This window comes from Chryseobacterium soli (genome assembly GCF_000737705.1).
Taxonomy (GTDB): domain Bacteria; phylum Bacteroidota; class Bacteroidia; order Flavobacteriales; family Weeksellaceae; genus Chryseobacterium; species Chryseobacterium soli.
In genome coordinates this window covers 51,015-75,635 of the sequence record NZ_JPRH01000010.1, presented here as the reverse complement: position 1 = coordinate 75,635, position 24,621 = coordinate 51,015, and the positions used below count along the sequence as shown (strand labels likewise).

24 protein-coding genes are annotated in these 24,621 nt (G+C 37.4%); 7 read left to right on the top strand and 17 right to left on the bottom strand.

Translation table 11 applies throughout. From position 1 onward, the window contains the following. Positions 1-158: 158 nt before the first annotated feature. The 3 genes from IW15_RS18745 to IW15_RS18735 all read left to right on the top strand — a co-directional run bounded on the left by IW15_RS18745 (position 159) and on the right by IW15_RS18735 (position 3,493). The gene (locus IW15_RS18745) at positions 159-818 is read left to right on the top strand and encodes a YggS family pyridoxal phosphate-dependent enzyme (RefSeq protein ID WP_034714514.1); all 660 of its coding nucleotides are present in this window, start codon (positions 159-161) and stop codon (positions 816-818) included. Positions 819-874: 56 nt separating this feature from the next. Further along, complete coding sequence (locus tag IW15_RS18740; RefSeq protein WP_034714512.1) at positions 875-2,059, top strand: sigma-54-dependent transcriptional regulator; 1,185 nt, start codon at positions 875-877, stop codon at positions 2,057-2,059. A gap of 72 nt (positions 2,060-2,131) precedes the next feature. Then, positions 2,132-3,493 carry an MATE family efflux transporter gene (locus tag IW15_RS18735; RefSeq protein WP_034714510.1) on the top strand — a complete coding sequence of 454 codons (1,362 nt, stop codon included), beginning with the start codon at positions 2,132-2,134 and terminating at the stop codon, positions 3,491-3,493. A 29-nt stretch (positions 3,494-3,522) separates the two neighbouring features. Here the strand turns inward: IW15_RS18735 and IW15_RS18730 are convergent, their stop codons facing one another. Together IW15_RS18730 and IW15_RS18725 are read right to left on the bottom strand one after the other, a co-directional pair. Next, positions 3,523-4,032, bottom strand: coding sequence for a GNAT family N-acetyltransferase (locus tag IW15_RS18730; protein WP_034714507.1), 510 nt, complete (start codon positions 4,030-4,032; stop codon positions 3,523-3,525). Positions 4,033-4,137: 105 nt separating this feature from the next. After that, entirely contained in the window at positions 4,138-4,704 is a 567-nt protein-coding gene (locus IW15_RS18725; RefSeq protein WP_034714504.1) for a Crp/Fnr family transcriptional regulator, read from the bottom strand. Positions 4,705-4,780: 76 nt separating this feature from the next. Between IW15_RS18725 and IW15_RS18720 the strand changes: the two genes are divergently transcribed. Beyond that, a complete protein-coding gene (locus IW15_RS18720; protein ID WP_034714764.1) occupies positions 4,781-5,476 on the top strand; it encodes an HAD family hydrolase in 696 nt (231 codons plus the stop codon). Positions 5,477-5,515: 39 nt separating this feature from the next. Here the strand turns inward: IW15_RS18720 and IW15_RS18715 are convergent, their stop codons facing one another. From IW15_RS18715 to IW15_RS18680, 8 genes are all read right to left on the bottom strand, one after another. Then, positions 5,516-7,918, bottom strand: a complete 2,403-nt coding sequence (locus IW15_RS18715; RefSeq protein WP_117584587.1) for a S9 family peptidase — start codon at positions 7,916-7,918, stop codon at positions 5,516-5,518. 137 nt (positions 7,919-8,055) lie between these two features. Continuing rightward, a complete protein-coding gene (locus tag IW15_RS18710; protein ID WP_034714500.1) occupies positions 8,056-8,589 on the bottom strand; it encodes a hypothetical protein in 534 nt (177 codons plus the stop codon). 109 nt (positions 8,590-8,698) lie between these two features. After that, on the bottom strand, positions 8,699-9,127 hold the full coding sequence (locus IW15_RS18705) for a DoxX family protein (protein ID WP_034714498.1): 429 nt from the start codon (positions 9,125-9,127) through the stop codon (positions 8,699-8,701). A 67-nt stretch (positions 9,128-9,194) separates the two neighbouring features. Then, positions 9,195-10,070, bottom strand: coding sequence for a GTPase Era (era, locus tag IW15_RS18700; RefSeq protein ID WP_034714496.1), 876 nt, complete (start codon positions 10,068-10,070; stop codon positions 9,195-9,197). Between the two features lie 209 nt (positions 10,071-10,279). Next, the gene (locus IW15_RS18695) at positions 10,280-11,119 is read right to left on the bottom strand and encodes a sugar phosphate isomerase/epimerase family protein (protein WP_034714494.1); all 840 of its coding nucleotides are present in this window, start codon (positions 11,117-11,119) and stop codon (positions 10,280-10,282) included. A 40-nt stretch (positions 11,120-11,159) separates the two neighbouring features. Continuing rightward, positions 11,160-12,404 (bottom strand): L-fucose:H+ symporter permease, encoded by a 1,245-nt coding sequence (gene fucP, locus IW15_RS18690; RefSeq protein ID WP_034714762.1) that lies wholly within the window; start codon positions 12,402-12,404, stop codon positions 11,160-11,162. Positions 12,405-12,414: 10 nt separating this feature from the next. Continuing rightward, positions 12,415-13,320, bottom strand: a complete 906-nt coding sequence (locus tag IW15_RS18685; RefSeq protein WP_034714491.1) for a carbohydrate kinase family protein — start codon at positions 13,318-13,320, stop codon at positions 12,415-12,417. A 33-nt stretch (positions 13,321-13,353) separates the two neighbouring features. Then, positions 13,354-14,355: a LacI family DNA-binding transcriptional regulator gene (locus IW15_RS18680; protein WP_034714489.1), complete on the bottom strand. Its 1,002-nt coding sequence runs from the start codon at positions 14,353-14,355 to the stop codon at positions 13,354-13,356. Positions 14,356-14,712: 357 nt separating this feature from the next. Between IW15_RS18680 and IW15_RS18675 the strand changes: the two genes are divergently transcribed. Both IW15_RS18675 and IW15_RS18670 read left to right on the top strand, forming a co-directional pair. Continuing rightward, positions 14,713-15,276: a Crp/Fnr family transcriptional regulator gene (locus IW15_RS18675; protein WP_034714487.1), complete on the top strand. Its 564-nt coding sequence runs from the start codon at positions 14,713-14,715 to the stop codon at positions 15,274-15,276. 72 nt (positions 15,277-15,348) lie between these two features. Beyond that, positions 15,349-15,675: a DMT family transporter gene (locus IW15_RS18670; protein WP_034714484.1), complete on the top strand. Its 327-nt coding sequence runs from the start codon at positions 15,349-15,351 to the stop codon at positions 15,673-15,675. Between the two features lie 64 nt (positions 15,676-15,739). Here the strand turns inward: IW15_RS18670 and IW15_RS18665 are convergent, their stop codons facing one another. From IW15_RS18665 to gpmI, 5 genes are all read right to left on the bottom strand, one after another. After that, the gene (locus tag IW15_RS18665; RefSeq protein ID WP_034714482.1) at positions 15,740-16,507 is read right to left on the bottom strand and encodes a class I SAM-dependent methyltransferase; all 768 of its coding nucleotides are present in this window, start codon (positions 16,505-16,507) and stop codon (positions 15,740-15,742) included. Then, positions 16,507-17,316: a type I methionyl aminopeptidase gene (gene map, locus IW15_RS18660; protein WP_034714480.1), complete on the bottom strand. Its 810-nt coding sequence runs from the start codon at positions 17,314-17,316 to the stop codon at positions 16,507-16,509. The genes IW15_RS18665 and map overlap by 1 nt, the downstream gene beginning before the upstream one ends. A gap of 103 nt (positions 17,317-17,419) precedes the next feature. Continuing rightward, positions 17,420-17,851 (bottom strand): BT0820 family HAD-type phosphatase, encoded by a 432-nt coding sequence (locus IW15_RS18655; RefSeq protein WP_034714478.1) that lies wholly within the window; start codon positions 17,849-17,851, stop codon positions 17,420-17,422. A gap of 92 nt (positions 17,852-17,943) precedes the next feature. After that, on the bottom strand, positions 17,944-18,924 hold the full coding sequence (locus IW15_RS18650) for an acyl-ACP desaturase (protein ID WP_034714476.1): 981 nt from the start codon (positions 18,922-18,924) through the stop codon (positions 17,944-17,946). Positions 18,925-19,072: 148 nt separating this feature from the next. Further along, on the bottom strand, positions 19,073-20,614 hold the full coding sequence (gpmI, locus tag IW15_RS18645) for a 2,3-bisphosphoglycerate-independent phosphoglycerate mutase (RefSeq protein WP_034714474.1): 1,542 nt from the start codon (positions 20,612-20,614) through the stop codon (positions 19,073-19,075). A 217-nt stretch (positions 20,615-20,831) separates the two neighbouring features. Here gpmI and IW15_RS18640 point away from each other — a divergent pair, with 217 nt between their 5' ends. Further along, the gene (locus IW15_RS18640; RefSeq protein ID WP_034714472.1) at positions 20,832-21,155 is read left to right on the top strand and encodes a translation initiation factor; all 324 of its coding nucleotides are present in this window, start codon (positions 20,832-20,834) and stop codon (positions 21,153-21,155) included. 1 nt (position 21,156) lies between these two features. On the opposite strand, the gene IW15_RS18635 is transcribed toward IW15_RS18640, so the two are convergent. Then, the gene (locus IW15_RS18635) at positions 21,157-22,056 is read right to left on the bottom strand and encodes a leucine-rich repeat domain-containing protein (protein ID WP_034714470.1); all 900 of its coding nucleotides are present in this window, start codon (positions 22,054-22,056) and stop codon (positions 21,157-21,159) included. 54 nt (positions 22,057-22,110) lie between these two features. Continuing rightward, positions 22,111-24,267, bottom strand: coding sequence for an alkaline phosphatase PhoX (locus tag IW15_RS18630; protein WP_034714468.1), 2,157 nt, complete (start codon positions 24,265-24,267; stop codon positions 22,111-22,113). Positions 24,268-24,621: the final 354 nt, after the last annotated feature.

Below are 24,621 nucleotides of genomic sequence, written 5' to 3'. Positions count from 1 at the left end.
ACATTTCGACCCCGATTGGCAGGACAATTTTAATAATGAAATTCATGCTGGCCGGAGTCGAAACGTCTGTCGAGCTCCTTTCTAATTAAGAATAATACCTGCTTTAAAATTTTATAAATCATTCGTTTTTTGCTTTTAAAATTCAGAAATTTGCAGGTATGGAGATTACAGAAAACTACAATACGATAAAAAAACAGCTTCCATCCTCTGTGGAATTGGTTGCTGTTTCCAAGACCCATCCTGTTTCAGCTATTCAGGAGGTTTATGAGCTTGGGCAAAGGGTTTTTGGAGAAAATAAAGTTCAGGAGCTTATGGAGAAATATCCATTGCTTCCGAAAGATATCCAATGGCATTTAATCGGCCATCTTCAGACGAATAAAGTAAAATACATCGCTGAATTTATCGATACGATTCAAAGTGTGGATTCTGAAAAACTTTTATTGGAAATTAATAAGGAATCCCATAAGCATAACAGAAAAATCAAAGTTCTGCTTCAGGTAAAAATTGCTGAAGAGGAAAGCAAATTCGGGCTTGAAATTGCCGAAGCCAAAGATCTTTACCAGCAATACATCAATGGAAATTTCCCGGATGTAGAAATTACAGGACTAATGGGAATGGCGACATTTACCGATGATGAACAACAGGTTCGTAAAGAATTTTCAGTGCTGAAAAGTCTGTTTGATGAATTAAATCATAAAAAAGAATTAAAAACCTTATCCATGGGAATGAGCGACGATTTTCCCATTGCTATAGACTGTGGTGCCAATTCCGTAAGGGTGGGTTCTGCTATTTTCGGAAGAAGAGATTATTCAAAATAGAACATTTAGGTATAGTTTTTGCTAATAATTGAATCAAAAAATCTAAATTTGCAACTATGCAAAAAATCCTTATTGTAGAAGACGAAAAAGCAATTTCGGGAGTATTACACAGCATTCTTTCTGATGAACTTACCGACTATGAATTTGTTATCGCAGAAGATGGCCTTGAAGGCTACAAACAGCTAGAAAAAGAAGATTTCGCATTAGTGATCTCGGACATAAAAATGCCTAAATTATCAGGTACTGAACTTTTAAAACAGACTCTAGCTCTAAAACCTGAAACTACTTTTATCATGATCTCAGGCCACGCAGATATTGATTCTGCTGTTTCCTGCTTAAGGGATGGTGCATATGACTTCATTTCAAAACCAATCGACATCAACAGATTGATTACCAGTGTAAAAAATGCTTTGGTAAAAGAAACGTTGAAAAAAGAGAACAAAAATCTTCAGACGGAAAACAAAACGCTGAAGAAAAAGGTGAGCAAAAAATATCAGATGATCGGTGATTCTCCTGCTCTGCAGAAGATTCAGGATATGATTGAGAAAGTTGCGGTGTCTGATGCCAGAGTTTTGATTACGGGACCTAACGGGGCCGGAAAAGAGCTGGTAGCCCACGCTATCCATAATCAGAGTGACCGTTCAAGAGGTCCGATGATTGAAGTGAACTGTGCTGCGATTCCATCTGAATTGATTGAATCTGAACTTTTCGGACATGTGAAAGGATCTTTTACCGGTGCAATTAAAGATAAGCAAGGTAAATTCGAACAGGCTAACGGAGGTACTATTTTCCTGGATGAAATCGGAGATATGAGTCTGATCGCTCAGGCTAAAGTATTGAGAGCATTACAAGAAAGCAAAGTTTCTCCTGTGGGAAGTGATAAAGAAATAAAGGTTGATGTAAGAGTAATTGCAGCAACCAACAAAAACATGCAGAAGGAAATTGAAGAAGGAAAATTCAGAGAAGACCTTTATCACAGACTTTCTGTGATTGAAATCTACGTTCCGCCATTGGACGACAGAAAAGAAGACATCAAATTATTGGTTGATCATTTTTCGGGAATGATTGCTGATGAGCACGGTACTGCTGTGAAAAAATTTGATACTAAAGCTGTTGAAGCATTAAAAGCTCTTTCCTGGACCGGAAATATCAGAGAACTGAGAAATGTTGTTGAAAGATTAATTATCCTTGGTGGAAATACCGTTTCCGAAGAGGATGTTGCAAGTTTTGTAAGAAAGTAATTTAATTATTAATTAAAATAAATTATAAAAAATTTGCAGTACTTTATACTGCAAATTTTTTTTTGAGCCATCATGAATTTTTTAAATAAAAACTATACGAAAGAGTGCCTTACTTTGGCTCTTCCTGTGATGCTTACGCAGGTGGGGCAGGTTTCGGTAAACTTATTTGATAATATTATCGTTGGAAAAATGCTGGGTGCCGATGCGTTGGCATCCGTTTCCCTGGGAAATGCCGTGTTTTTCTCAACGTTTGTCCTTGCTTTAGGATTTTCCTTTGCAATTCCACCATTGGTTTCCGAGGCGCATTCCAAGCATGACCACGCTACCATCAATTCTGTATTCAGCCACGGATTCATCATCAATATGGCCGTAGGGATTATTTTGATGAGTATACTGCTGTTAGGACTGCCTCTACTCTATCATTCCGGGCAGCCGGCGAAAATTATTCCTGATACCGTACATTTCCTGGGAATTATGGCGATCAGTATGATTCCTTTTATGGCATTTCAGACGTTAAGGGAGGTTTCTGAAGGATTATCTTATACGATCGGGGTAACAAAAGCGACGATCATTGCGAACGTTATTAATATTGTTTTAAACTACGTTTTCATCAAAGGACTTTGGGGTATTCCTCCGATGGGGGTCAAAGGATCTGCGTTAGCAACCCTGATATCCAGAATCTTTATGGTAGTGTTCCTTTATTTTGTGTTGGTTAAAGAAGAAAAAACCAGACGGTACATTAAAGATTTCTCTTTAAAAATTCAGGTATTTTCTAAAAAGATGTTTGATAAAATGGTAAGATTAGGCTTGCCTACTGCCTTACAAATGTTTTTTGAAGTAACTGCTTTTGCAGGGGCTGCATTTATCTGCGGACTGATTTCAGCGCATGATATCGCTTCTCACCAGATTGCGTTAAGTATGGCATCATTTACCTTCAATTTATGTGTTGGATTCAGTGTGGCTTCTACCGTAATGATTGGAAGAAAACTGGGAGAGCAAAATTTTGTGGAACTGAGAAAAATGGGAATCAACAATCTGAAGATCGCGTTTATTTTCATGTGCATCTGCGGGGTTATCTTTATTTTAGGCAGAAATATCCTTCCTACTTTCTTTACTAAAAAAGAAGAGGTAGAAGTGATTATGCTGGCTTCAAAACTAATGATCATCGCAGCTTTATTCCAGCTTTCTGACGGAGTTCAGGTAACGGCTTTAGGGATGCTGAGAGGTATGCAGGATGTGAAAATTCCTTCCATATACACTTTTGTCGCCTATTGGGTGATAACCATTCCTTTAGGGTATTTCTTCTGTGTTACCATGGAAATGGGTGCTTTTGGAATGTGGATTGCTCTGGGATTAGGATTGACTATTTCAGCCTTTTTCCTTGTCAAACGATTTTTAAATATGTCTGCAAAGAGAATTAAGCAGCATTCATAATACTAAAAGCGGCCTTGTAAGGCCGCTTTTTATTTGTTATCAATCCTTTTACCCAGGATCTTTAAGCTTCTTTCTATTCCGTCTAATACTGCTACATCCGGAAGTGTTCCCCAATCTTCAAATCCAAAGTGCCTGAAGAGTTTTAAGCTTGGTTCGTTATGCAGAAAAATAAATCCCAGTAAAGTTGTAATCCCATGTTTTTCGGCATTATCGATACAATATTGAAGAACTTTTTTACCCACTCCTTTTCCTCTGCAGCTTTCGTCCAGATAAATACTCATTTCTACAGTTCCGTTGTAAGCCGGTCTTCCATAAAATGAAGAAAAGCTCACCCAGCCTATTATTCCGTTGCTACGATCTTCAATCACCCAAAGAGGTCTTGTTTCGGGATTATGTTCCTTAAACCATTGCTTCCTGCTTTCCACAGAAACATCTTCCGTATCTGCCGTTACCATTCTTGAAGGGATCGTAGAATTGTAGATTGCCACTATTTTTTCCAAATCTTTCAGGTCTGCATTCCTGAACTGTATCTCTTCCATTTTTTAAGACTCTGATTTTATTTACCTACAAAAATAAGGGACATCACCCTTTTATCCGCAAGAATTTTATTAATAATTTACTGTATAAAAATTACACCTTATTTTTTATTTCCCTACCTTTTTTAAAGCCCGGTTCAAACTCCTCACTGTAATTCCCAGATAAGCAGCCATATCTTCTTTTGAAATCTCAATTTCCTGCTGCGCCTGCAGTTCAAGAAGCTGGTTCAGGGTATGTTCTGCAGCATATAATTGCTGATAGGATGCTCTTTTCGAGGTATTAACAATACGTTCGGCAAAAACGTCCAGCAGATGATTATTCAATGAGAGGTCATTTTTGATCAAAGATCTGAAATAATGTATTGAAACGGAATAAACACTTCCATCGGTTACGGCTTCAATACTGCATAAACAGGGAATATTCCGGATCAGTTCTATTTCTCCGAGAATCTCCCCTTTCCCCAGGAATTCTACAATATATTCTTTACCGTTTTCTTCAACGAAAAAACATTTGGTGATCCCTTCTTTTATCAATAATATTTTAGAGGGATTCTCATCCTGAGTGAATAGTCTTTCCCCTTTGGAAAAGGACCTGATTACAATAGCTTCTTTCGGCTCCTGCTTTTCATAAAGATCTTCTATATAGTTTAAAAATAACTGATTGGTTCGTAACATAGCTTATCCGGGACAAATGTCCTTTTATGGTTGAATTTTTATAGTGAATTTTGTCGGAGAAAATTACAAAAGTAAAATGAATAATCGAATAACGACCATTGCCTTTGATGCAGATGATACCCTTTGGATCAATGAGCCTTATTTTCAGGCAGCAGAAAAAGAATTTTGTGTACTTCTTGAAGATTCTCTGCCACAGCATTCTGTATCTCAGGAATTATTTGCCACCGAAATGCAGAATATCCATCTCTACGGATATGGCGTAAAGGGTTTTATGCTTTGTATGATTGAAACTGTAAGCAGGGTTTCGGGAGGTGCCGCTTCTATGAAGCTGATCAACAGAACCATTGAAATCGGTCAGGAGCTGCTACAGAAACCGATAGAATTACTGGATGGTGTTACTGAAACATTGGAAGCTTTGAAAGGAAAATACAGACTGGTTGTAGCGACTAAAGGTGATCTGCTGGACCAAGAGCGTAAACTTAAAAATTCAGGTCTTGAGAAGTACTTCCATCATATAGAAATTATGAGCAATAAAAAGGAAAGTGATTATCTGAAGTTATTAAAACACCTTGACTGTAAGCCTGAACATTTTCTTATGCTGGGAAATTCAATACAATCAGATATTCTGCCGGTACTTGAGATTGGAGGTTTTGCGGCACATATTCCTTATTATGTAACGTGGAGCCATGAGCAGCATGAGGATCGTCTGGAGCATGATCATTTTATGGAATTGAGCAGTATTGATAAAATACGAACGCATTTGATTCTGTAATTATAAAAAACCCGTCCAAAATGGACGGGTTTTCACAATTTATTTCTTTAAACACTTCTCCAGGAACTGATCCTGTTCCCATAAAAGGTGAAAAATGTTTTCTTTCGCCTGATAGCTGTGCGCTTCTTTCGGTAATAATACCATTTTTACTGGTGCTCCCAGGTTTTTCAACGCCTGGAAATATCTTTCCGTTTGAAGGGTAAAGGTTCCCGGGTTGTTGTCTGCATCTCCATGCACTAAAAGCAATGGTGTCTTCATTTTATCCGCATTCATAAACGGCGACATCGCATTATAGATTTCCGGAATATCCCAATAGTTTCTCTGCTCGCTCTGGAAACCGAAAGGTGTTAACGTTCTGTTGTACGCTCCACTTCTCGCGATACCACAGGCAAAAAGTTTGGAATGAGTCAAAAGATTGGCCGTCATAAAAGCTCCATAAGAATGCCCTCCTACTGCTACTTTCTTTTTATCAATATATCCCAGCTTATCCACCGCATTGATCGCAGCTTCTGCATTGGCAACCAATTGAGGAATAAAAGTGTCATTAGGTTCTGTTTTTCCTTCTCCGATAATCGGGAAAGCAGCATCATCCAATACTGCATATCCTTTGGTTGTCCAATAGACAAACGATCCATAATACGGGAAGGTAAAATCATTCGGATTCTGAGTATTTTGTCCTGCCGTATTTTTGTCTTTATATTCTGTAGGATACGCCCAGATCAATAACGGAAGTTTTTCTGTTTTTGCTTTTCTGTCGTAATTGGCAGGCAGATAAAGAGTTCCTGTCAGGGTAACGCCGTCATTTCTTTTATACGTAATCACTTCTTTGTACACATCTTTGATGCTTTCAAAAGGATTGGCGAAATTCGTAACAGGTTCTGTTTTATTGGATTTGATATTTCTTTTAAAATAATTCGGATACTGGCTTGCAGACTGCTGGGTCGTTAGGATTTCTCCTTTTGACGGATTTAAAATATCAATAATGCTTTCTTTGGCATTTTTCAGGTTAGAAGTATACAGTCTTTTCTTGGTAAGGGTTTTCATATCCATTTCATCAATAAAAGGATGCTGCCCATCTTTGGTGAACCCATCTCCTATCAGGTATGATTTTCCTCCTTTCATATCCACAACAAATCTTCCGTATTCATTTTTTGTGGTATTAAAATTTCCGGGATCGCTGTAAACATCCTGGTAATTACGGTCATCAATAACTTTAGATTCCCCGTTATTAAGGTCAACCAGGAATGATTTTGTATTTCTTGTATCATACCAGCCTTCCGAAACGATGGCATAATGATCATTAGTCCAGCTTACATCTTCATATCTTTGCTTTGTTTTAAAGAAAGATTTCGGAGCTGCGCTAAATGGCGCTTCCCAGGTAAAAATTTCATCCCTGTATTCTGCTGTTTTAGATTGATCTCCCCCATCCAATGCTTCTGTATACACTAATGTTGCAGGTTTATCACTTCTCCAGCCCATATCTCTCTTTCCGGTTCTTACCGATGAAAATCCTTTCGGCATAATCTCGTTCAGTGGCACTTCATTAACGACTTTTATGGTTTTTCCATTGATATCATACACGGTGGTCGTCATAGGAAAACGGTTTAAAGGAACTACATAAGAAAACGGTTTCTTAATCGTTGTCGTCATCAGATAATTTCCATCCGGCGAAAGGCTTAATCCGGAATACATATCCTGTTCTTTTACTTTTTTCAGGGTTCCGTTCAGGTCGACATTATATACTTCGGAAGCTGTAAGGATTTCGAAATTCTTTTCATCCTGAGGATTTTTCAGAAGATCCTGATAGGTTCTGTTTTGGGAAACTTTTCCATCAGCAGTAGAAACGATAGGTCCTGTCGGCAGATCTTTACTTGAGTCGATCAGAGTCGGTCTGCTTTGAGGAAGTGTTTTAATGAGTAAATTCTGAGAATCTTTATACCAGATATAAGGGCTTCCTAAATTGGCATTCAGATTGTCAGCCGTTATCTTCTTGGCTGTTGCCGTTTCAAGGTCTACGATCCAAAGTTCCACTCCTTTACTGGTGGTATTCGTAAACGCCAGTTTTTTCTCGTCGGGAGAAAATGAAGTGAACGTAATTTTAGGATTAGCAGGCAGATTTTTCACCTGAATTTCATTCTTATCAGCAATCTTTCTCACTTTCAGGTTATTTGAGTATGCTGCAGAACTTGAAATATTAGTGACAGGATTAATTCTTAGCCCGCCCAGCTTCATTTCCTGCTGGCTAAGATCATCCAGTGTTTTATAGGTGGGACGATAGGTAAAAACTACCCAGTCTTTTTTACTGTTCATTAAGACGCTTGGAGGTCTTTCGTAATCTGCAAGCTTAAGGATTTCAGCAGATGGTTTCTGATAAGTAACATTTTCCTGGGCTTCATAGAAATTAAGAAACGCCAGAAGGCAAATCGTCAACTTTATCTTCATAATATTCATTTTTTACGAATTTAATGAATTTTTAAGATATATAAGCTACTTAAACTGTCATGAAAAGAGTAAATCATAAAATACAAAAAGTTGTGATTATTTAATTGCTGCAATTGGAAATTTCAATACACTGTGTGTCACACCACTCTTACAAAATCACTTTCGGTTGCTGTGATGCACAATTTCAATCCACAATCTGAGAATTTTTGGGCAACATGATAAAATGCTATGGTAGTTCTTAACATTAGCAGTGTACAAATTCCTGCACTTACTGCATCCGCAAAAAAGGCTGCCCCGGCATCATTTATATATATTCCTGAAAAACCTCTGGCTTTTCCAACTTCAACCCAACTCTTACTTTCAGAAATCCAATGACTGTTTTGTTTGGTATAGTCCTTACAGATATATATGGTGCTGTCCCAACCATTGTCTATACTATAATATAAACATAAAGCCTGCGCATTTTCAGTATTTGCACGGACAATACATTCATTCATTTTGCTTTCCACCTTTTTTTCATATCCTTTTAGATTGACCGCCATTATTTTGTCTATCAATTCTTGAGATACTTTTGATTGTAAAGCCATATCAATAGCATAATGGGTCGCATTTTCAATATCTCCTTTTTCTAAAAGAGTAATACAGTTTTTCCAGTATGTATAGTTTTTCATTCTTTATTTCTATTATGTGAACCTTTTTTTCTGTTAAAGCAATGATATTACATATTAATAAAAAAAGAGCATCGTTAAATGCTCTTTTATATGTGTAAACTCAGTGTTGTTACCAATCTGAAGCTCGTTTCTTTTTCTCTATCATGTGGTCTACTGAAAACTTTCCAGCACCAAACGCCATAATCATAAGATAAATAGACAGGTAGATAAAAGCCATTTCTCTTTTCTCAAACGGATCAGCTCCATGTACTACGAAAGCAGCAATAATCATCGTAAAGATCAAAAATCCCAATGATATTCTGGTGAACAATCCAAGTATCAAAAGAATAGAACAGGCAAATTCAGCAAAAACTGTCAGAATCAGGGAAATCTGAGGCCCCAATCCCATAAAATCGAAAAATTCGATCTTACCGCCTGCTAATAATAGCTGAAGTTTTGGGAATCCATGAGAAAGCATGGCAAAACCAACAAAAACCCTCACCGCTAACAAAATAATATCTTTAAGAACTGAGCTAGAATTTGAGTTAAAATAGTTCATCTACTGAAAATTTAGATTAAAGGTAATGAAAATCTTTTAATAGAACGGGAGACAGGACATTTTTAGTCTATCTGTACCCGAAGTTTTTTAAATCTCTGTCATTTTTTCGCCAGTCTTTTTTCACTTTCACGAATAAATTCAGGTGGATTTTTTTATCAAAGAATTTTTCAAGATCTATTCTTGCTTCAGTTCCTACTTTTTTGATGGCTTCTCCCTTGTGTCCGATGATAATTCCTTTTTGGGTATCTCTTTCCACATAGATGATCGAATCTATAAAAATGATTCCTTCTTTTTCTTTAAACTGTTCCGTTACAACTTCTACAGAATAAGGAATTTCTTTATCATAATTTAAAAGGATTTTCTCGCGGATAGCCTCGTTGACGAAAAATCGTTCCGGCTTATCTGTATATTGGTCCTTGTCGTAATATGGTGGACTGTCAGGTAGTAAAGATTTCAGTTTCGGAAGAATAATATCTGTATTAAAGGCATTCAATGCAGAGATCGGAAGAATTTCCGCTTTGGGAATCCTCTGGTGCCATTCTTCAACTAATTTTTCAAGACCCGCCTGATCTGTCTGATCTACTTTGTTCAGTAACAGCAATACATGAACAGGGATTTTATTTAATTTATCAATTAAAAATTCCGATGGTTCTGCTTTATCGGTAACGTCTACGATGAATAGGAAAACGTCAGCATCCTGTAAAGAATCCTTTACAAAATCCATCATTTTCTCCTGTAATCCGTATTTTGGGTCTAAAACGCCCGGGGTATCAGAAAATACAATCTGTAAGTCCTCTTCATTATAAATTCCAAAAATTCTGTGGCGGGTAGTCTGGGCCTTTTGCGTTACAATAGCCAGCTTCTCACCCATTAATTGGTTGAGTAAGGTAGACTTTCCGGCATTGGGCTTTCCAACTATATTTACAAATCCTGCTTTGTGCATAAAAAATAATATTACAAAGTGCAAAGTTACTAAAAACAAATTTGGTCTCTGCCCAATATGAGAGTTGTTTACAACTTTTATGATGATCTTTTTTAATTATCCTGCAATTCAAATAAAAACCTCCCTGAAAATCAAGAGAGGTATTGTGAAATTGTACGATATAATTAGAATTACTGAAAATGGATTACAATAAAAAGTTTAAACACATTTTACACTACATGTTTTTTCATAAATGCTAAACTTCCCAATGCCAATTCTTCCGCATCGTGGGGAGATTTCTGCCATAAAGAAACCATCTGCTGCATTCCCGGGATGGAAGATGAAAAGTTTTCCAGCACCAGATTTCCTTCAAAATCAATTGCTTTTAACGCATTAAAAAGTTCATCCCAATTGACGGTTCCCTCTCCCAACATACCACGATGAGACTCTGTCATGTGAATATGTTTAAGCTTTTTCCCGGCAAGAATAACAGGATCATAAAAATTATTTTCTTCAATATTCATATGGAAGGTATCCAGATGAAGGAAAAGGTTGTTTTTTCCGGTTTTTGAAATCAGATCCAGTACATTTTCTGCCGTGTTGCAAACATAGGTTTCATATCTGTTGATAGGTTCAATGCCTATATTTACTCCTTTTTCACTGGCATAATCTGCCACATTATTCCAGACTTCGGTAATGATTTCCGCTTCGTTTTCTGTCAGAGGATTTCCTGAAAAAACACCTATTCCGCCATGAAGAACTCCACAAAGAAAATCAGTTTCCAGTTCGGAAGTTTTATCGACAGCCTGTTTCATTAGCCTTTCTGCCACTTTTGGATAAAAAGCAATGTGTGCTTCTTTGGGAAGATTCAGAGAACAAACCACACCAAGCTCATGGTTTTTAAGCTGCTGTTTTACTTCTCCTGCATTGAATTCCATGGAAGCTGGCAATAGAATTTCAAGTACATCAAAACCGGCTTTTGCCGTTTTCTCTATGGCATATTTTCCAGCTTCAGGAGTCCAGACCGGGGTGATCCATGAAAGAAGGGAGGCTCCAAATTGTATATTCATTGTAACTGTTTATGGAATTATAAAAGTTTGCTTCACCCTTTTATTTGAGTGTTTTAGGTTTGTAGAATTTCAGCGCAAACAAGATGATCACTGCATAACAAATAATCGGCAGCAAATAAGCATGAGCAACATCTGTTTCTGCTATTTTACCCATGATTGGAGGGAAAACTGCACCTCCGAACATCGCCATTACCAGGAAAGATGATGCCTGCTGAACTTTATTGCCCAATCTCTTAAGACCCAGGCTGAAAATCGTAGGATACATAATGCTTAAGAATAAATTCAGCATAATCAAACTGATGAATGATATCCAACCAAAACTTTGGGAAACAATGAGACAAAGAACAATATTGCACATGGTAAAAATCGCCAATAGCTTATTGGGAGCAATATATTTCATTAAGAATGTCCCTATAAAACGTCCGATCATCATCATCGCCATACTTAACGAAAAGTAATATGAAGCCTGGATTTCCTGAAGATGCATTTTTTCTACCCCATAATTAATGAAAAACGCCCATGTTCCACCTTGTGCTGCGATATTGAAAAACTGGGCAATCACAGCAAAAATAAAGTGTCTCTGCTTCCAAAGCGGCGCATTGAGATTGCTGTCATGGTGATCTTCACCGGTGGCATGATCAAGGAGTTCCAATTCTTCAGCATGAGGGTCCTTCAAGTTAGGAACCTTAATAAAAAAGAAAATAACAGTAATCACCAGAATGATCGTTCCGATCCACATATACAGGCTTTTTACAGAATCTAAGGAATGATCATCCTGCCCTCCTGAACCGAATATGAAAAATCCGCCTAACAATGGACCTATAATCGCTCCCAAACCGTTAAAAGACTGAGCAAAATTTACTCTCTGATCACTGGTCCTTTCATCTCCTAATGCTGCAACAAATGGATGTGCCACGGTTTCCAGCGTCGCCATTCCCATCGCAAGAATGAACAATGCTATCCTGAAAAAATTGAATGATTGTTGATCTGCTGCAGGAATAAAAAGAAAGCATCCTCCTGCAAACAATACCAATCCTAAAATAACGCCTAATTTATACCCAAATTTCTTCATGAAAATTCCCGCAGGAACTCCCATCAATGCGTAAGCTCCGAAAATTGAAAGCTGTACCAATCCAGATTTCGACTTGGAAATGGAAAGTACATTCTGGAAATGCTTATTCAAAACGTCGCCCATCGTAAGGGCAATGGCCCAGAAAAAAAACAGTGAAATAACGAATGAGAATACGATAAGATATTTCTTCTCAGTAAATTTAGCTGAATCCATAACTGCTGTTTTAATGGGGTGTCTTTTGATTTTTAAAGGCCTGGAATTCTTCATATTCATAATCCGGACAGGCTCCCGATTTTGATGTGATGAATGCTCCCAAAGCAATGGCTTCTTCCATAATTTCTTCAGGCGCTTTTCCCTGAACTCGTTTGGAAATAAAACCTGCCAGGAAAGCATCTCCGCTTCCTACAGTGTCTGCAATTTCAATGGAAAGAGCCGGAGATCCGTAATTTTCTTTTCCCACAAAATATCTTGCTCCTTTACTTCCTTTGGTCAACACTATTTCTTTGATCTCAAAATGATCCTGTATAAAAGCAGCACTCTCATCTTCACTTACATATTCTTCGCTGAAATACTGCATGATCTGTCTCATTTCAGCCTTATTCATTTTTACGATGTCTGCTTTGTGTAAAAGCTCTTTAATAAGGTCGACATCGATGTAGGGAGCTCTGAAATTAACATCAAAGATTTTTAGTTTGGCCAATTCCAACATCTTCATAAGCGTTTCTTTGGTTTTGGGATTTCTCGCCGAAAGGCTTCCAAAAACAAAAGCTTCTGCATGGGAAATCAATGTTTCATATTCCGGTAAAGAATCAATATAATCCCAGGCAACATGATTAACGATATCATACGTCGCTTCGTTATGTTCATCAATTTTTGCAATAACAGTGCTGGTCGGATGTTCATCATCTACCTGAATATATTCTGCAGTAAGCCCCCATCCTTTAATCTGATCCGTCAGTTTGGTTCCTAATTCATCATTCCCGACTCTACTCAACATTTTGACATCAAAACCTGATTTATAGATATTGTACGCTGCATTAAACGGAGCACCTCCGGCTCTCGTCCCTTCAGGAAATATATCCCAGAGCACTTCTCCGAAACATACTACATATGGATTATTTTTTATCATAAGATTAAACGTTTAACTTAATTACTAAATTTTTTATTGTACTGATTTTTTTTCTATTAATTTTGCAGGAAAGATGACCTTTTTTCCACTTGGAATATAATTATTAATTTGATTATCAAGAATTTTCACGGCTTCTGCAGCCATTTCTTCCAAAGGCTGCTTTACATAAGTAATTTCGGTCTGAAAAAGAGTGTAAGCTTCTGTTTCATCAAACGCAATGACCGAAATGTCATTAGGAACATTGATGCTATGTTTGATTAAATACCCTAACCCAGCTACAGCAAGCTTATTACTGGAAAAATACAAAGCCCTTTTTCTCGAACGAGTCTTTATCACTTTCTCAATTCCATTTTGAACTTCCAGGGTAATATTCTCCAAGCCAACCAGAATTTTTTCGCATGGTATTCCAGATGATGTCATGCATTTATCAAAGCCTTTTTCGCGGTCTAATAAATGCGGAAGTTCGGTATCATACCCAATATATATAATTTCCTCAAAGTTTTTACTGACTAAAAATTCACATATCTGTTCAGAAATCTCTCTATTATTGATCATGATTCCCGGGATATCCAGATTATTGAGATATCGGTCAATGGTCACCACAGGATATTCTTCTTTAATAAGTTTTTCCAGTATTGTTTCTGAATGTACTACCGGAGCCACAATCATCCCGTCAACTTGCTGTTCAGAGAAAAGCTCGATCAGTTTTTTGAATTTTTCAGGATTTTCATCTGAACTTCCGATTAAAAGAGTATAACCCAGTTTCATCGCTTCATTTTCGATATTTCTAGCAATGGTAGAATAAAAATCATTAGAAATATCGGCAAGAATAAGTCCTATCAGCCTGCTTTTACTGGTTTTGAGACTTTTTGCCATTTTGTTTGGCGTATAGTTAATCGTTTCAGCAACTTCTAAAATTTTTTCTTTGGTAGCCTCACTGATTCTGTTCCCTTCTTTCTTATTAAGGACATAAGAAACTGTTGCAACGGAAACTCCGGCAATTCTGGCTATATCTTTAATGGAAACTCGCTTCATAGGAACTATTTAAGTACAAAAGTATTTTATAAAATGCTATCAAAACAACAGCTGATTTTTTTGGTGGTTTAAGAAATTATTGTATTTTCGCGCCTTTTTAAAATTCAAAAACAAAAATAAATTAAGTTATTATAAATCAATATATTAAATCACCCGTCGTTTTCTTTTATTAATTGAATATGAATTAAATATAAACTCAACTATTCTATCAGATTAATTTTTGGTTAAACGTTTATCCAAAGAAATTTTATTTTTTTTCAACTTTTTATTATTTAGCTATTTTCGTATTGAAAAATATCTGAAAAGAAATACTTTTGTGAAAGGAATTCACATTTTCCTATTATCAGCACAGACTCCATGAACATAGACGAAATTATAGACAACATCTACAAAATTCCTGAAACTTCTAAAGAGAACTTGAAGAAATACATTACCGAAACAACGCATTCTAAAGGACATTGCCTGATGGAAGCCGACAAAATAATCACCTTTATCTGTTTTATCAAAAAAGGAATTGTTCGTGCTTATGCTTCCACTTCGGATAACGATATTACTTTCTGGTTCGGCAGCGAAGGAGAAACGGTGGTTTCCATGAAAAGTTATGTAGAGGATAAGCCCGGCTATGAGAATATCGAACTTCTTGAAGAATGTGATTTGTATGTACTGAAAACAGAAGATCTCAAAACACTTTTTAATGAAGATATCCATATTGCGAACTGGGGAAGAAAGTTTGCAGAAAGGGAGCTCGTGAAAACTGAAGAGCTGATTATTTCAAGGCAGTTTAAGACAGCGCTGGAACGGTATAAAGATTTAATGAGGGATAAATCCGATCTTTTAAAAAGGGTTCAGCTGGGACATATTGCTTCTTATCTGGGCATTACACAGGTGAGCTTAAGCCGAATCCGGGCTGAAATAAAATAGATTCATTTTTTAACAATTGTAAAATGTTCCCTGCTTTTTAATCCGGATCTTTGCGGGAGAAAATTATCAACAATGAATTGGATTATATTAATTATCGCAGGGCTTTTTGAAGTAGGATTTGCAGCTTGTTTAGGAAAAGTAAAGGAAACATCGGGTTCTGAAATGTACTACTGGTTTACAGGCTTTCTGGCTTCTCTTACCATCAGTATGCTTCTGCTTATGAAAGCTACCCAAACGCTGCCTATTGGAACGGCTTATGCGGTATGGACCGGGATTGGAGCGGTAGGAACAGTAATCGTAGGAATTCTTTTCTTTAAGGATCCGGTAAGTTTCTGGAGAATATTCTTTATTGCAACGTTAATTGGTTCTGTGGTTGGATTGAAAGCGGTTTCTCATTAACATACAGATTAATTGTAACGTATTTATATCATAAAAAACGCCTTCAGGACCTGAAGGCGTTTTATTATTTTTTGAAAACAATGGGTAAGATTTCATTTTTTCTTAACCCGTATTTTTTAATTTCTTCTTCGGTGAACTGCTGAGAATAGAAATTCGGTTCTGTTTCAAAACCTGCTTTTCTGAGACGGTCAAAATAATCCATTCCATACCAGCGGACGTGGTCGTACTGACCAAAATGCTTCTGGCGTTCTTTAGGATCTTTAATGGTGAAATCTTCGTGGGTTTTTTCCAGTGAATTTCTCATCGGAACCTGAAAAATTCCCCACCCGCCTGGCTTCATTACCCGGTATAGCTCACTCATCGCTTTTTTATCATCTTCTATATGCTCCAGTACATGGTTGCAGAAAACAACATCAAAGCTTTCATCCGCAAAGGGAAGATCAAGAATATCGGCTTTTACATCGACAATCGGAGAATAGAGATCGGCTGAAATATAATCCAGGTTTCTCATCAGCTTAAATTTCCTCAAAAACTCCTGTTCGGGAGCAATATGCAGCACTTTATGGTTTTTGATGAAAAAATCGGTTTCATTTTGAAGATACAGCCACATCTGGCGGTGTCTTTCCAAGCTCAGTGTTCCCGGCGACAGTGCATTTTCCCGTTGGGTTCCATAGCCGTAAGGCAGAAATTTGCGGTATGATTTTCCATCGATAGGATCATAAAACTTGTCTCCTTTAAAAAACTGATAGATAAGCGGCCTTGCCCAAATACTCATTTTGATAAGCATGGGACGCGGAATGGTATTTAATAAAAGTTTGGCTACTTTTTTCATTAAAAATCCAGTTGGAATGGCTTTTCTTCGTCACTTTCAATACCTAATGCTTCGTACACATATTTGAAAGTAGACAGCAATACCGGTTTTCCGTTGATTACTGCTACATCATGTTCAAAATGGGCAGAAGGAAGGTTATCCAATGTCGTTACCGTCCATCCATCATTATGGAATTTTACTTTTTCAGTTCCAAGGTTGATCATCGGCTCAATGGCAATAGCAAGACCGTCTTTGATCACTTTTCCGCTTCCCTGTTTTCCGTAATTAGGAACCTGAGGATCTTCATGCATTTTTCTTCCTAATCCATGTCCTACCAGTTCTTTTACCACTCCATAACCCTGTTTTTCACAGTAGGTTTGGATAGCATGGGAAATATCTCCTATTCTCTTTCCTCTTACACACTGCTCAATTCCTTTGTACAATGATTCTTTCGTTACCTGCAGTAATTTCTTCACTTCAGGTTTTACTTCACCGATTTCAAAAGTGTAGGCATGATCTCCCACGAAACCATTAAGAATAGCACCACAGTCTACAGACAGGACATCACCTTCTTTAATCTCTTCGTTGTTGGGAAAACCATGAACAACCTGATCGTTTGGAGAAATACATAAGGAATTAGGGAAACCTCCATATCCTAAAAACGCAGGTTCAGCGCCATGATCTTTAATAAAATCATGTGCTAATTTATCTAAATATAAAGTGGTAATCCCCGGTTTGATCTCCTTCGCCAACATTCCTAATGTTCTGGAAACCAAATGGGCACTTTCTTTCATAAGACGAAGCTCGTCTATTGTTTTTAATTGAATCATGTTTAATTTATAAATGTAACAATATAACAATGTATCAGTATAACAATATTTACTTACGATTGGTAAACTGTTCGATTGATACCTTGCTGCATGATATTATTTTCTACCAGAAAAGTCCTTTTTTCTTTTCTTTTTTAAGTTTTGAATAGGCCAGCACCTCTTTTCCTTCTACACGGAATTCGATTCTTTCCTGAATGATATTGTAGATCTCTCCCCAACCTGGAAATCCGCCTAAGTTTCTGTCATCAATAAACCAGTCGGCATCCAATTTTCTGGACTGTGATTCAGCATCAAAAACTTCTCCCTCAAAACTAGAATTCACTGCATAAAACTCTATTCCGTTTTTACTGCAGAATTCTACGGCCTCCTCTAACGTTTTTCCGTGTCTGTATGTCCAAAGAATCAATCTAAATCCTTCTGCCTGAAGTCTTTTTAATGTTTCAAAAGCGAAAATTTTAGGTTTCCCTATTGCCGGATAAGCATCATCAACAATAGTTCCGTCAAAATCTACCGCAATTTTTTTATTATTTAACATTTTGTCCTTTTTTAACGTTGCAAAGATAAGAAATAAAAAGAGCGCCAAAAAACGATGACACTCTTACTTTTATAATTTATGATAATATGGAACTAACTTTTTACCCAGCTAAACTGAAACTGCAGATCCGGAGTAGAAACTCTATCTGTAATTTTCTGTAATCTTCCCGGTAATTTCATTAAATATTCCTGAGCTTTTTCTGCCTTTTCGTTAAGACCTTTTACATGCTCAATCTTCCATTCATCCAATAAGTCTTTCATAATATTGATGTAATCCTGACCTGTATATACCATACATCTTTGTGCTGCATCCGAGAAATGCCCCCAAAGTTCTCCGGCTTTCTGTCCTGACTGTCTCATCAAATGCGCAGGCATTACAATTTTCTTACGCATCATATCTTCAAATGCAATGATCATTTCTGACGGATCCAGTTCAAGAATTTTTGCTACGAAGTGTTTGTATGCTTTTGCGTGTCTTGCCTCATCTGCTGCAATTACTCCACACATTTTTGCTAATTTTCCGTTTCCGGACTGTTTTGCCAGTGTTCCTACTCTTCTGTGAGAGATATTGGTTGCTGTTTCCTGAAAACTTGTATATATGAAGTTTCTGTATGGATCCATACTGGTACCGATATCAAAACCATCACTGATTAAGTATTGGGTAGTTATTTCAACCTGCCTCATATTTACTCTACCGCACAGATAAAGATATTTATTAAGCAGATCTCCGTGTCTGTTTTCTTCACCTGTCCATGATCTGATCCAGTTGGCCCAGCCCACTTTATTTTCTTCCTGATTGATTCCTTCAACACCCATTAACCAAGATTCGTAAGAAGGCAATGCTTCTTCTGTAATACAGTCACCGATTAAGGTTACGAATAAATCATAAGGCATCTCACGGGCAAATGTTTGGATTTCCTCCAGGTCATGTTTAAAATCATCACTTGAAGGATCCGGAAGATAGTCTGATGGCTGCCAGATCTTTTCGATTGGCGTTAAAAATTTCTCAAGAAAAGAACCTACTTCCTTTTCCAAAATTCCCATTACTTCTTTCCTAACAAGCTTTTGATACATTTCTACTATTTAGATTTTAATATACAAAGATATGATTTATTTATTATTTACAGCATAAGAACATATGCAACTCATACTATTCTGACATAAATCATAAAAATGCCACTATACCATGATAACGGCATTTTTTCACTATTATTATTGGGTTTTAGCTAACTAAAATGTCTCCTGTCATAATTTCCGGTATTTCCACACCCATTACTTTAAGAATTGTTGGCGCTACATCACCTAATTTTCCGGGCTTTAAATTCCAGGTGTGATCTTTATCCATTACAATGAAAGGAACAAGATTGGTAGAATGTTGCGTATTCGGAGTTCCGTCTGGATTGATCATCACATCAGAGTTTCCGTGGTCCGCAAGGATGAAAACGGCATATCCGTGTTCATAGGCTGCTGTTGCTACTTTTTCAATGCATTTATCAACCACTTCTGCTGCTTTTACGGCTGCTTCAAATACCCCGGTGTGTCCTACCATATCAGTATTAGCAAAATTCAAGCAGATAAAATCCGCAGTTTCATTTTCCAATTCCGGTACGATGATATTGGTGATATCATATGCTGACATTTCCGGTTTTAAATCATAGGTAGGTACGTCTTTCGGACTTGGGCAAAGTAATCTTCTTTCTCCGTTAAATTCCTGCTCTCTTCCTCCTGAAAAGAAAAATGTAACATGGGGATATTTTTCGGTCTCAGCAATTCTTATCTGGGTTTTGTTATTTCTTTCCAACACTTCTCCCATTGTATCTTTCAATACATTTTCATCAAAAACTACATGTACATTCTGGTAAGTCTTATCGTAATTCGTTAATGTCACGTAATACAGGTTGAATTTTCTCATGAAAAATTCAGGGAAGTCTTTCTGAGAAAGCACTTCTGTAATTTCTCTTCCTCTGTCTGTACGGAAATTGAAGCAGATCACAACGTCATTATCAATAATTTTAGCAACAGGAACTATATTTCCGGTTTCTGTTTTATTAATAAGGATCACCGGTTTCAAGAATTCGTCGGTTACTCCTTCGTCGTATGATGCTTTTATAGCTGCCAGGGCATCGGTAGTTTGGAGTCCTACGCCTTCAGTCATGGCATCGTATGCTAATTTTACACGCTCCCATCTTTTATCACGATCCATGGCGTAGTATCTTCCGGTTATACTGGCTAGTTTTCCGGTCGTGCTTTCCATGTGTTTTTGAAGTTCATCAATGAACCCTAATCCTGAATGCGGATCGCAGTCTCTACCGTCTGTAAATGCATGAACAAAGACATTTTCATGCAAGCCAAATTCACTTGCAGCCGTTAATAAACCTTTTAAATGGTTGATATGGGAGTGTACTCCACCATTGGAAACCAATCCGATGAAGTGTACTTTTTTATTTTCTCTTTTAGCATATTCAAAAGCGTCCTGAATTACTTTTTCATGACCTAATGTGCCATTTTCTACTGCCATGTTCAGCTTTACAAGATTCTGGTAAACCACTCTTCCAGCACCGAGGTTCATGTGCCCAACTTCAGAATTTCCCATCTGTCCTACCGGTAAACCTACCGCCAGACCACTGGCTTCAAGGGTTGTATGCGGAAATTTTGTGAAACAACTATCTATAAATGGTGTATTTGCTTTATCTAATGCTGAAACTTCTGGATTTAAACCCAATCCCCATCCGTCAAGGATCGCTAATATTGCTTTTTTTGACATTTTGTATAACTTTATGTATTACAAATTTATCTATTTTTCAATGAATGTAAGCATTTAAAGGGCTTAAATTTTGATTAAAAGGTAATCTGCCGCAGTACAGATTCATTGTTTAATGTATGAGTACGGTCTGTTTATTTTTGTTCACTAAGTAAAGGTCATGCAGATTTTTACTACTTCTGTGAGCTGAATTATTCAATATTATTTTTAATTTTGCAGTATGGATTTACGAGACCAGCTTAAGAACCTTTTTCCTGCACATGAAGAGCAGGATTTTGAGATGCCTGAAGAACAATTCAAGCAGGTAGAGCCTTTAGTATGCAAATTTGAGAAAAAAGGAAGAAACGGAAAGCCCGTTACCGTGATTGAAGGCTGGGAAGGCAGTGAGGAAGACCTTAAAAAGATCTCAAAAAAGATTAAAACCACATTAGGAATCGGTGGTTCGGAAAAGGACGGAACTATTATTATTCAGGGAGACAACCGTGATAAAATCATGGAAATCCTTAAAGACATGGGCTACAAGACCAAAAGAGTCGGCGGATAAATTAAAAGTAGATCTGCGTTTGCGGCATCAAGGCTTTTAATTTTTCTATGGTGGATTTTTCCATTGGATTACCGGTTAAAATTAAGGTTTTAAGGTTTTTCAATTGTGAAATTTCAGCTGGAAGATCTTTGAGCTGGTTGTTAGCCAGATTCATGCTTACGATATCTTTCAAGCCTTTTACTCTTGGTGAAATCGTTTTTATATGGTTATCACTTACATTTAAAAATTCCAGTTTTTTGGAACGGAATATATTTTCAGGAAGTGACACAATCGCATTTTGCTGAAGTTCCAGATATTTCAGGTTTTTTGGAAATGAAAGGTTTCCCAAGTCGTTGATCTGATTTTCTGAAAGGTTTAAAAATTTTAAATTTTTAATCTGATCTAATCTATCAGCAATAAAGCTGATCTGATTCCCCTGAAGATTGATTTCTTCTAAAACCGGAATTTCCATCAATGCTTCCGGAAAAATGCTAAGACTGTTTGCATCAAGATGAATGACTTTCAGATGCTGGAGCTTTGCAATATTTGGATTAACACTCGTTAAACTGTTTAAGTTGATAGAAAGTGTTGTGAGTTTTGTAAGGTTTCCGATTTCATCGGGAATGAATTTAATACTGTTTTCATTGGCATTTACTATTTCAAGTTCTTTTAACATAAATATTTCCTGATCCATTTTCTCCAGTTTATTTCCCATAATATTCAGAAAAAAGATTGATTCCAGCTTGGCAATCTGAGGCGGAATATTAAATAGTCCTTTGCCTCTAAAGCTCATGCTGTACACTTTTTTTTCACTTTTTAAAGCATCTTCAATATTCGTAAAAGTAGGATACTGTACCGGATCAATCTGGGCATTAACCTGACAGAGAGCACAAATGGAGATGAATAGTAAAAGTTTTTTCATAATCAAAAAAAGCTGCCGGCAAAAAACCACCGGCAGCAATGAAAGTATTAGTAATTATTTTTTCAAGAGTTTTACCGTTTTCTGGAATCCTCCTTCGGCTTCGATGTTTACGATCAATGCACGGGAAGTTTCAAGCTGTGAGGTAAAATCAATGTCCAGCGATTTGTTTGAACCTGTAAATTTCTTTGTATAAACGATTTTACCTTCTATACTGTAGGCGGTAACGGAAATGTCTTTCAATCCTTTGGAAGAATTGATTTTCACCAGCCCTGAAGTAGGGTTTGGCGCAACCGTCACTGTATTTTCAGCATTTTGGCTGTCGATGGTTCCTAGTGAACCGGTGGTTCCCAAGTTATTTTTTAATGCAATAACAATGGTTGCCGATTTACCTCTGTAATCAATGGTGTTTCCTGTTGCATCAACATCTGTTGCAATGGTAGCATCCGGATGCTGGATAGAGAAGAACCCGAATTTATGATCAGGAGTAAAGGTAAGTCCTGTAGGTTCTGAACCGGCTGGCATAGAAGCAAACAATCTCACTTTAGGATTGGCAGCCGTATGATCCGGAGCAATTACCCAGATATAGTTTTTGCCACCATCCTGAAGTACCCAAAGATTCCCCAATTCATCAAAAGTAAGGTTGTCATTTCCATCTCCCCAGGCTTCAGATTTCATACCCTGTGCCGTATTGAAAGAATAAAGTGTAGAAGCTCCTCCTACAAAAGTTTCCACCTGTGATGCCGTAGTTCCGTTATCCTGTAGACGGTATACTTTATCCAATCCTTTTGCCGTAAAATAGATTTTCCCGTCTAACGGGCTGATATCTACATCTTCTACCCCATTGAATTTTGTTCCTCCTAAGGACTGGGCAAGAGTAGCTGTGTTATTCTGGTCTGCTTTGGTCTTGTTAGGAACCTGAACCCATACCGCAGTAGTTCCTACCGGGTCTCCGGCTGTGGATAATCCCTGGTCTAATTTCAGAACATACAAATCTCCTGAAGAAAGGTTGTTAGGTGTATCCATCACATATTTATACACCATGTGAGTTCCACCATCTTCCCCGTAATAAGCAGTAGTTCCTGCATTGTTAATCACTACATTTTCATGATTCATGATTCCCATTTGCCAAAGTTTCCCTTTAGAACCGTCTGTATTGGTAGAAATAACCTGTGCCGTTGCCGGATCGATTTCTACAAGCCATCCGTAATCTTTGTATCCGTCTGCATTTATATCATTAGATGTTACAGATTCTTCAGCAGTAACCACTGTTCCCCAAGGAGTAACTCCTCCTGAACAGTTTCGGATCGTCTGTACCAGGCTAGGTGCTGAGAAACTTACCGCTCTGGATCTTGTTAACTGCCATAATTTTGTGGAAGCATTATAGTTGATTTCCGCCATGGTAACACCTCCCGGATTGGTTTCATGATTAACGGAAAGGTAACCATTCGTGCTGCTTCCCGTTTTTGGAACATATGCTGTAAAGTCATTTTGACCGCCTACCAGTCCGCCTCCTTCTGTATAGTTATCGCCTTCTTTTAAAATAAGCTGGTATTTATGCTCAGCCGGGATAATCAGCTTGTTGGTCTGTGCTGTAGGAATGATTGACGTAAAGCAACTGATATGAGTTGAATTACAGGTTGTAACAGGAGGAGTGGTTGTTGTAGTCGTTTTAAGATATGCATCGATTCTTAAATCCGAACTTGTTCCGGTTCTGTTATGTAATTCAATAGAAATCCTATTTGTTCCATTGACGAATTTTGATTTTGGAATAGAAAAAATATTGTATACACTTTCTGCAGCTCCGTCAATTGTGGTGCTGGAGGGCGTGCTGAATGTAATTGTACCTGCAGGCATATTATCTCTTACTACCTCTTCTCCGTTCAGGTAAACAACAATACCGTCATCTCTCATCACCCCAAGTTCCATAGTATCGGAAAGTGTTGACAGGTTTACGGTAATATCTTTCGCAAAATAAGCTGTAGTAAGGCCTGAACTGATGGTGGTGGTTACCGGGTCCCCGTATCCCAGAGGTCCGTCTCCTACTGCCCATGTAGAAATGTCAAAAGTAGTATCCTTCCATTGGGCTGCCTGCGCCTGGTTGTTGTCTTTATAACTCCATGAGGCATTTTTGTTGAAAATAAAAGTTTGTGCCTGGACGGCCGAACTCGTGAGTAATGCAAGAGCTGCAATTGTCAGTAGTTTTTTCTTCATTTTTAATTTTGATTTATTAGACCTTGCAAAACTATTTTATTATCGTTTCCCCTCTGTTAATAAGACTTTAAATAAATAGCAGTGCGTATTAATTAATCAAAAACCCAATGTTAATTACATTAACATTATGTTAAAAAAGATACCGTTTAAAAGATGTTTATTGATTAGAAGCATTTTAATTGATCGTTTTTTGAGGTTTTAATAGCAATTATAACGGATTAGGACTTTGCGATGGTGAGGCAATAGAATTCAGTCAGCCGAATATAGGACAAAAGCTAAATAGCAGCATAAAGTTGAGCCTATATTCGTCAGACCCACTATTGTAAAACCCTTGTTAGCGGTTCGTTGTTTTCT

Bases quoted from the DNA above. Each gene is read 5' to 3' on its own strand.
- fucP (WP_034714762.1), bottom strand. From the start codon at position 12,404: ATGGATTCAGCTAAATTTACTGAGAAGAAATATCTTATCGTATTCTCA.
- gpmI (WP_034714474.1), bottom strand. From the start codon at position 20,614: ATGTCAAAAAAAGCAATATTAGCGATCCTTGACGGATGGGGATTGGGT.
- IW15_RS18725 (WP_034714504.1), bottom strand. From the start codon at position 4,704: ATGTTACGAACCAATCAGTTATTTTTAAACTATATAGAAGATCTTTAT.
- map (WP_034714480.1), bottom strand. From the start codon at position 17,316: ATGATTCAATTAAAAACAATAGACGAGCTTCGTCTTATGAAAGAAAGT.
- era (WP_034714496.1), bottom strand. From the start codon at position 10,070: ATGCACAAAGCAGGATTTGTAAATATAGTTGGAAAGCCCAATGCCGGA.
- IW15_RS18720 (WP_034714764.1), top strand. From the start codon at position 4,781: ATGAATAATCGAATAACGACCATTGCCTTTGATGCAGATGATACCCTT.
- IW15_RS18705 (WP_034714498.1), bottom strand. From the start codon at position 9,127: ATGAACTATTTTAACTCAAATTCTAGCTCAGTTCTTAAAGATATTATT.
- IW15_RS18630 (WP_034714468.1), bottom strand. From the start codon at position 24,267: ATGAAGAAAAAACTACTGACAATTGCAGCTCTTGCATTACTCACGAGT.
- IW15_RS18745 (WP_034714514.1), top strand. From the start codon at position 159: ATGGAGATTACAGAAAACTACAATACGATAAAAAAACAGCTTCCATCC.
- IW15_RS18730 (WP_034714507.1), bottom strand. From the start codon at position 4,032: ATGGAAGAGATACAGTTCAGGAATGCAGACCTGAAAGATTTGGAAAAA.
- IW15_RS18675 (WP_034714487.1), top strand. From the start codon at position 14,713: ATGAACATAGACGAAATTATAGACAACATCTACAAAATTCCTGAAACT.
- IW15_RS18670 (WP_034714484.1), top strand. From the start codon at position 15,349: ATGAATTGGATTATATTAATTATCGCAGGGCTTTTTGAAGTAGGATTT.
- IW15_RS18655 (WP_034714478.1), bottom strand. From the start codon at position 17,851: ATGTTAAATAATAAAAAAATTGCGGTAGATTTTGACGGAACTATTGTT.
- IW15_RS18635 (WP_034714470.1), bottom strand. From the start codon at position 22,056: ATGAAAAAACTTTTACTATTCATCTCCATTTGTGCTCTCTGTCAGGTT.
- IW15_RS18695 (WP_034714494.1), bottom strand. From the start codon at position 11,119: ATGAATATACAATTTGGAGCCTCCCTTCTTTCATGGATCACCCCGGTC.
- IW15_RS18715 (WP_117584587.1), bottom strand. From the start codon at position 7,918: ATGAAGATAAAGTTGACGATTTGCCTTCTGGCGTTTCTTAATTTCTAT.
- IW15_RS18735 (WP_034714510.1), top strand. From the start codon at position 2,132: ATGAATTTTTTAAATAAAAACTATACGAAAGAGTGCCTTACTTTGGCT.
- IW15_RS18685 (WP_034714491.1), bottom strand. From the start codon at position 13,320: ATGATAAAAAATAATCCATATGTAGTATGTTTCGGAGAAGTGCTCTGG.
- IW15_RS18650 (WP_034714476.1), bottom strand. From the start codon at position 18,924: ATGTATCAAAAGCTTGTTAGGAAAGAAGTAATGGGAATTTTGGAAAAG.
- IW15_RS18710 (WP_034714500.1), bottom strand. From the start codon at position 8,589: ATGAAAAACTATACATACTGGAAAAACTGTATTACTCTTTTAGAAAAA.
- IW15_RS18640 (WP_034714472.1), top strand. From the start codon at position 20,832: ATGGATTTACGAGACCAGCTTAAGAACCTTTTTCCTGCACATGAAGAG.
- IW15_RS18665 (WP_034714482.1), bottom strand. From the start codon at position 16,507: ATGAAAAAAGTAGCCAAACTTTTATTAAATACCATTCCGCGTCCCATG.
- IW15_RS18680 (WP_034714489.1), bottom strand. From the start codon at position 14,355: ATGAAGCGAGTTTCCATTAAAGATATAGCCAGAATTGCCGGAGTTTCC.
- IW15_RS18740 (WP_034714512.1), top strand. From the start codon at position 875: ATGCAAAAAATCCTTATTGTAGAAGACGAAAAAGCAATTTCGGGAGTA.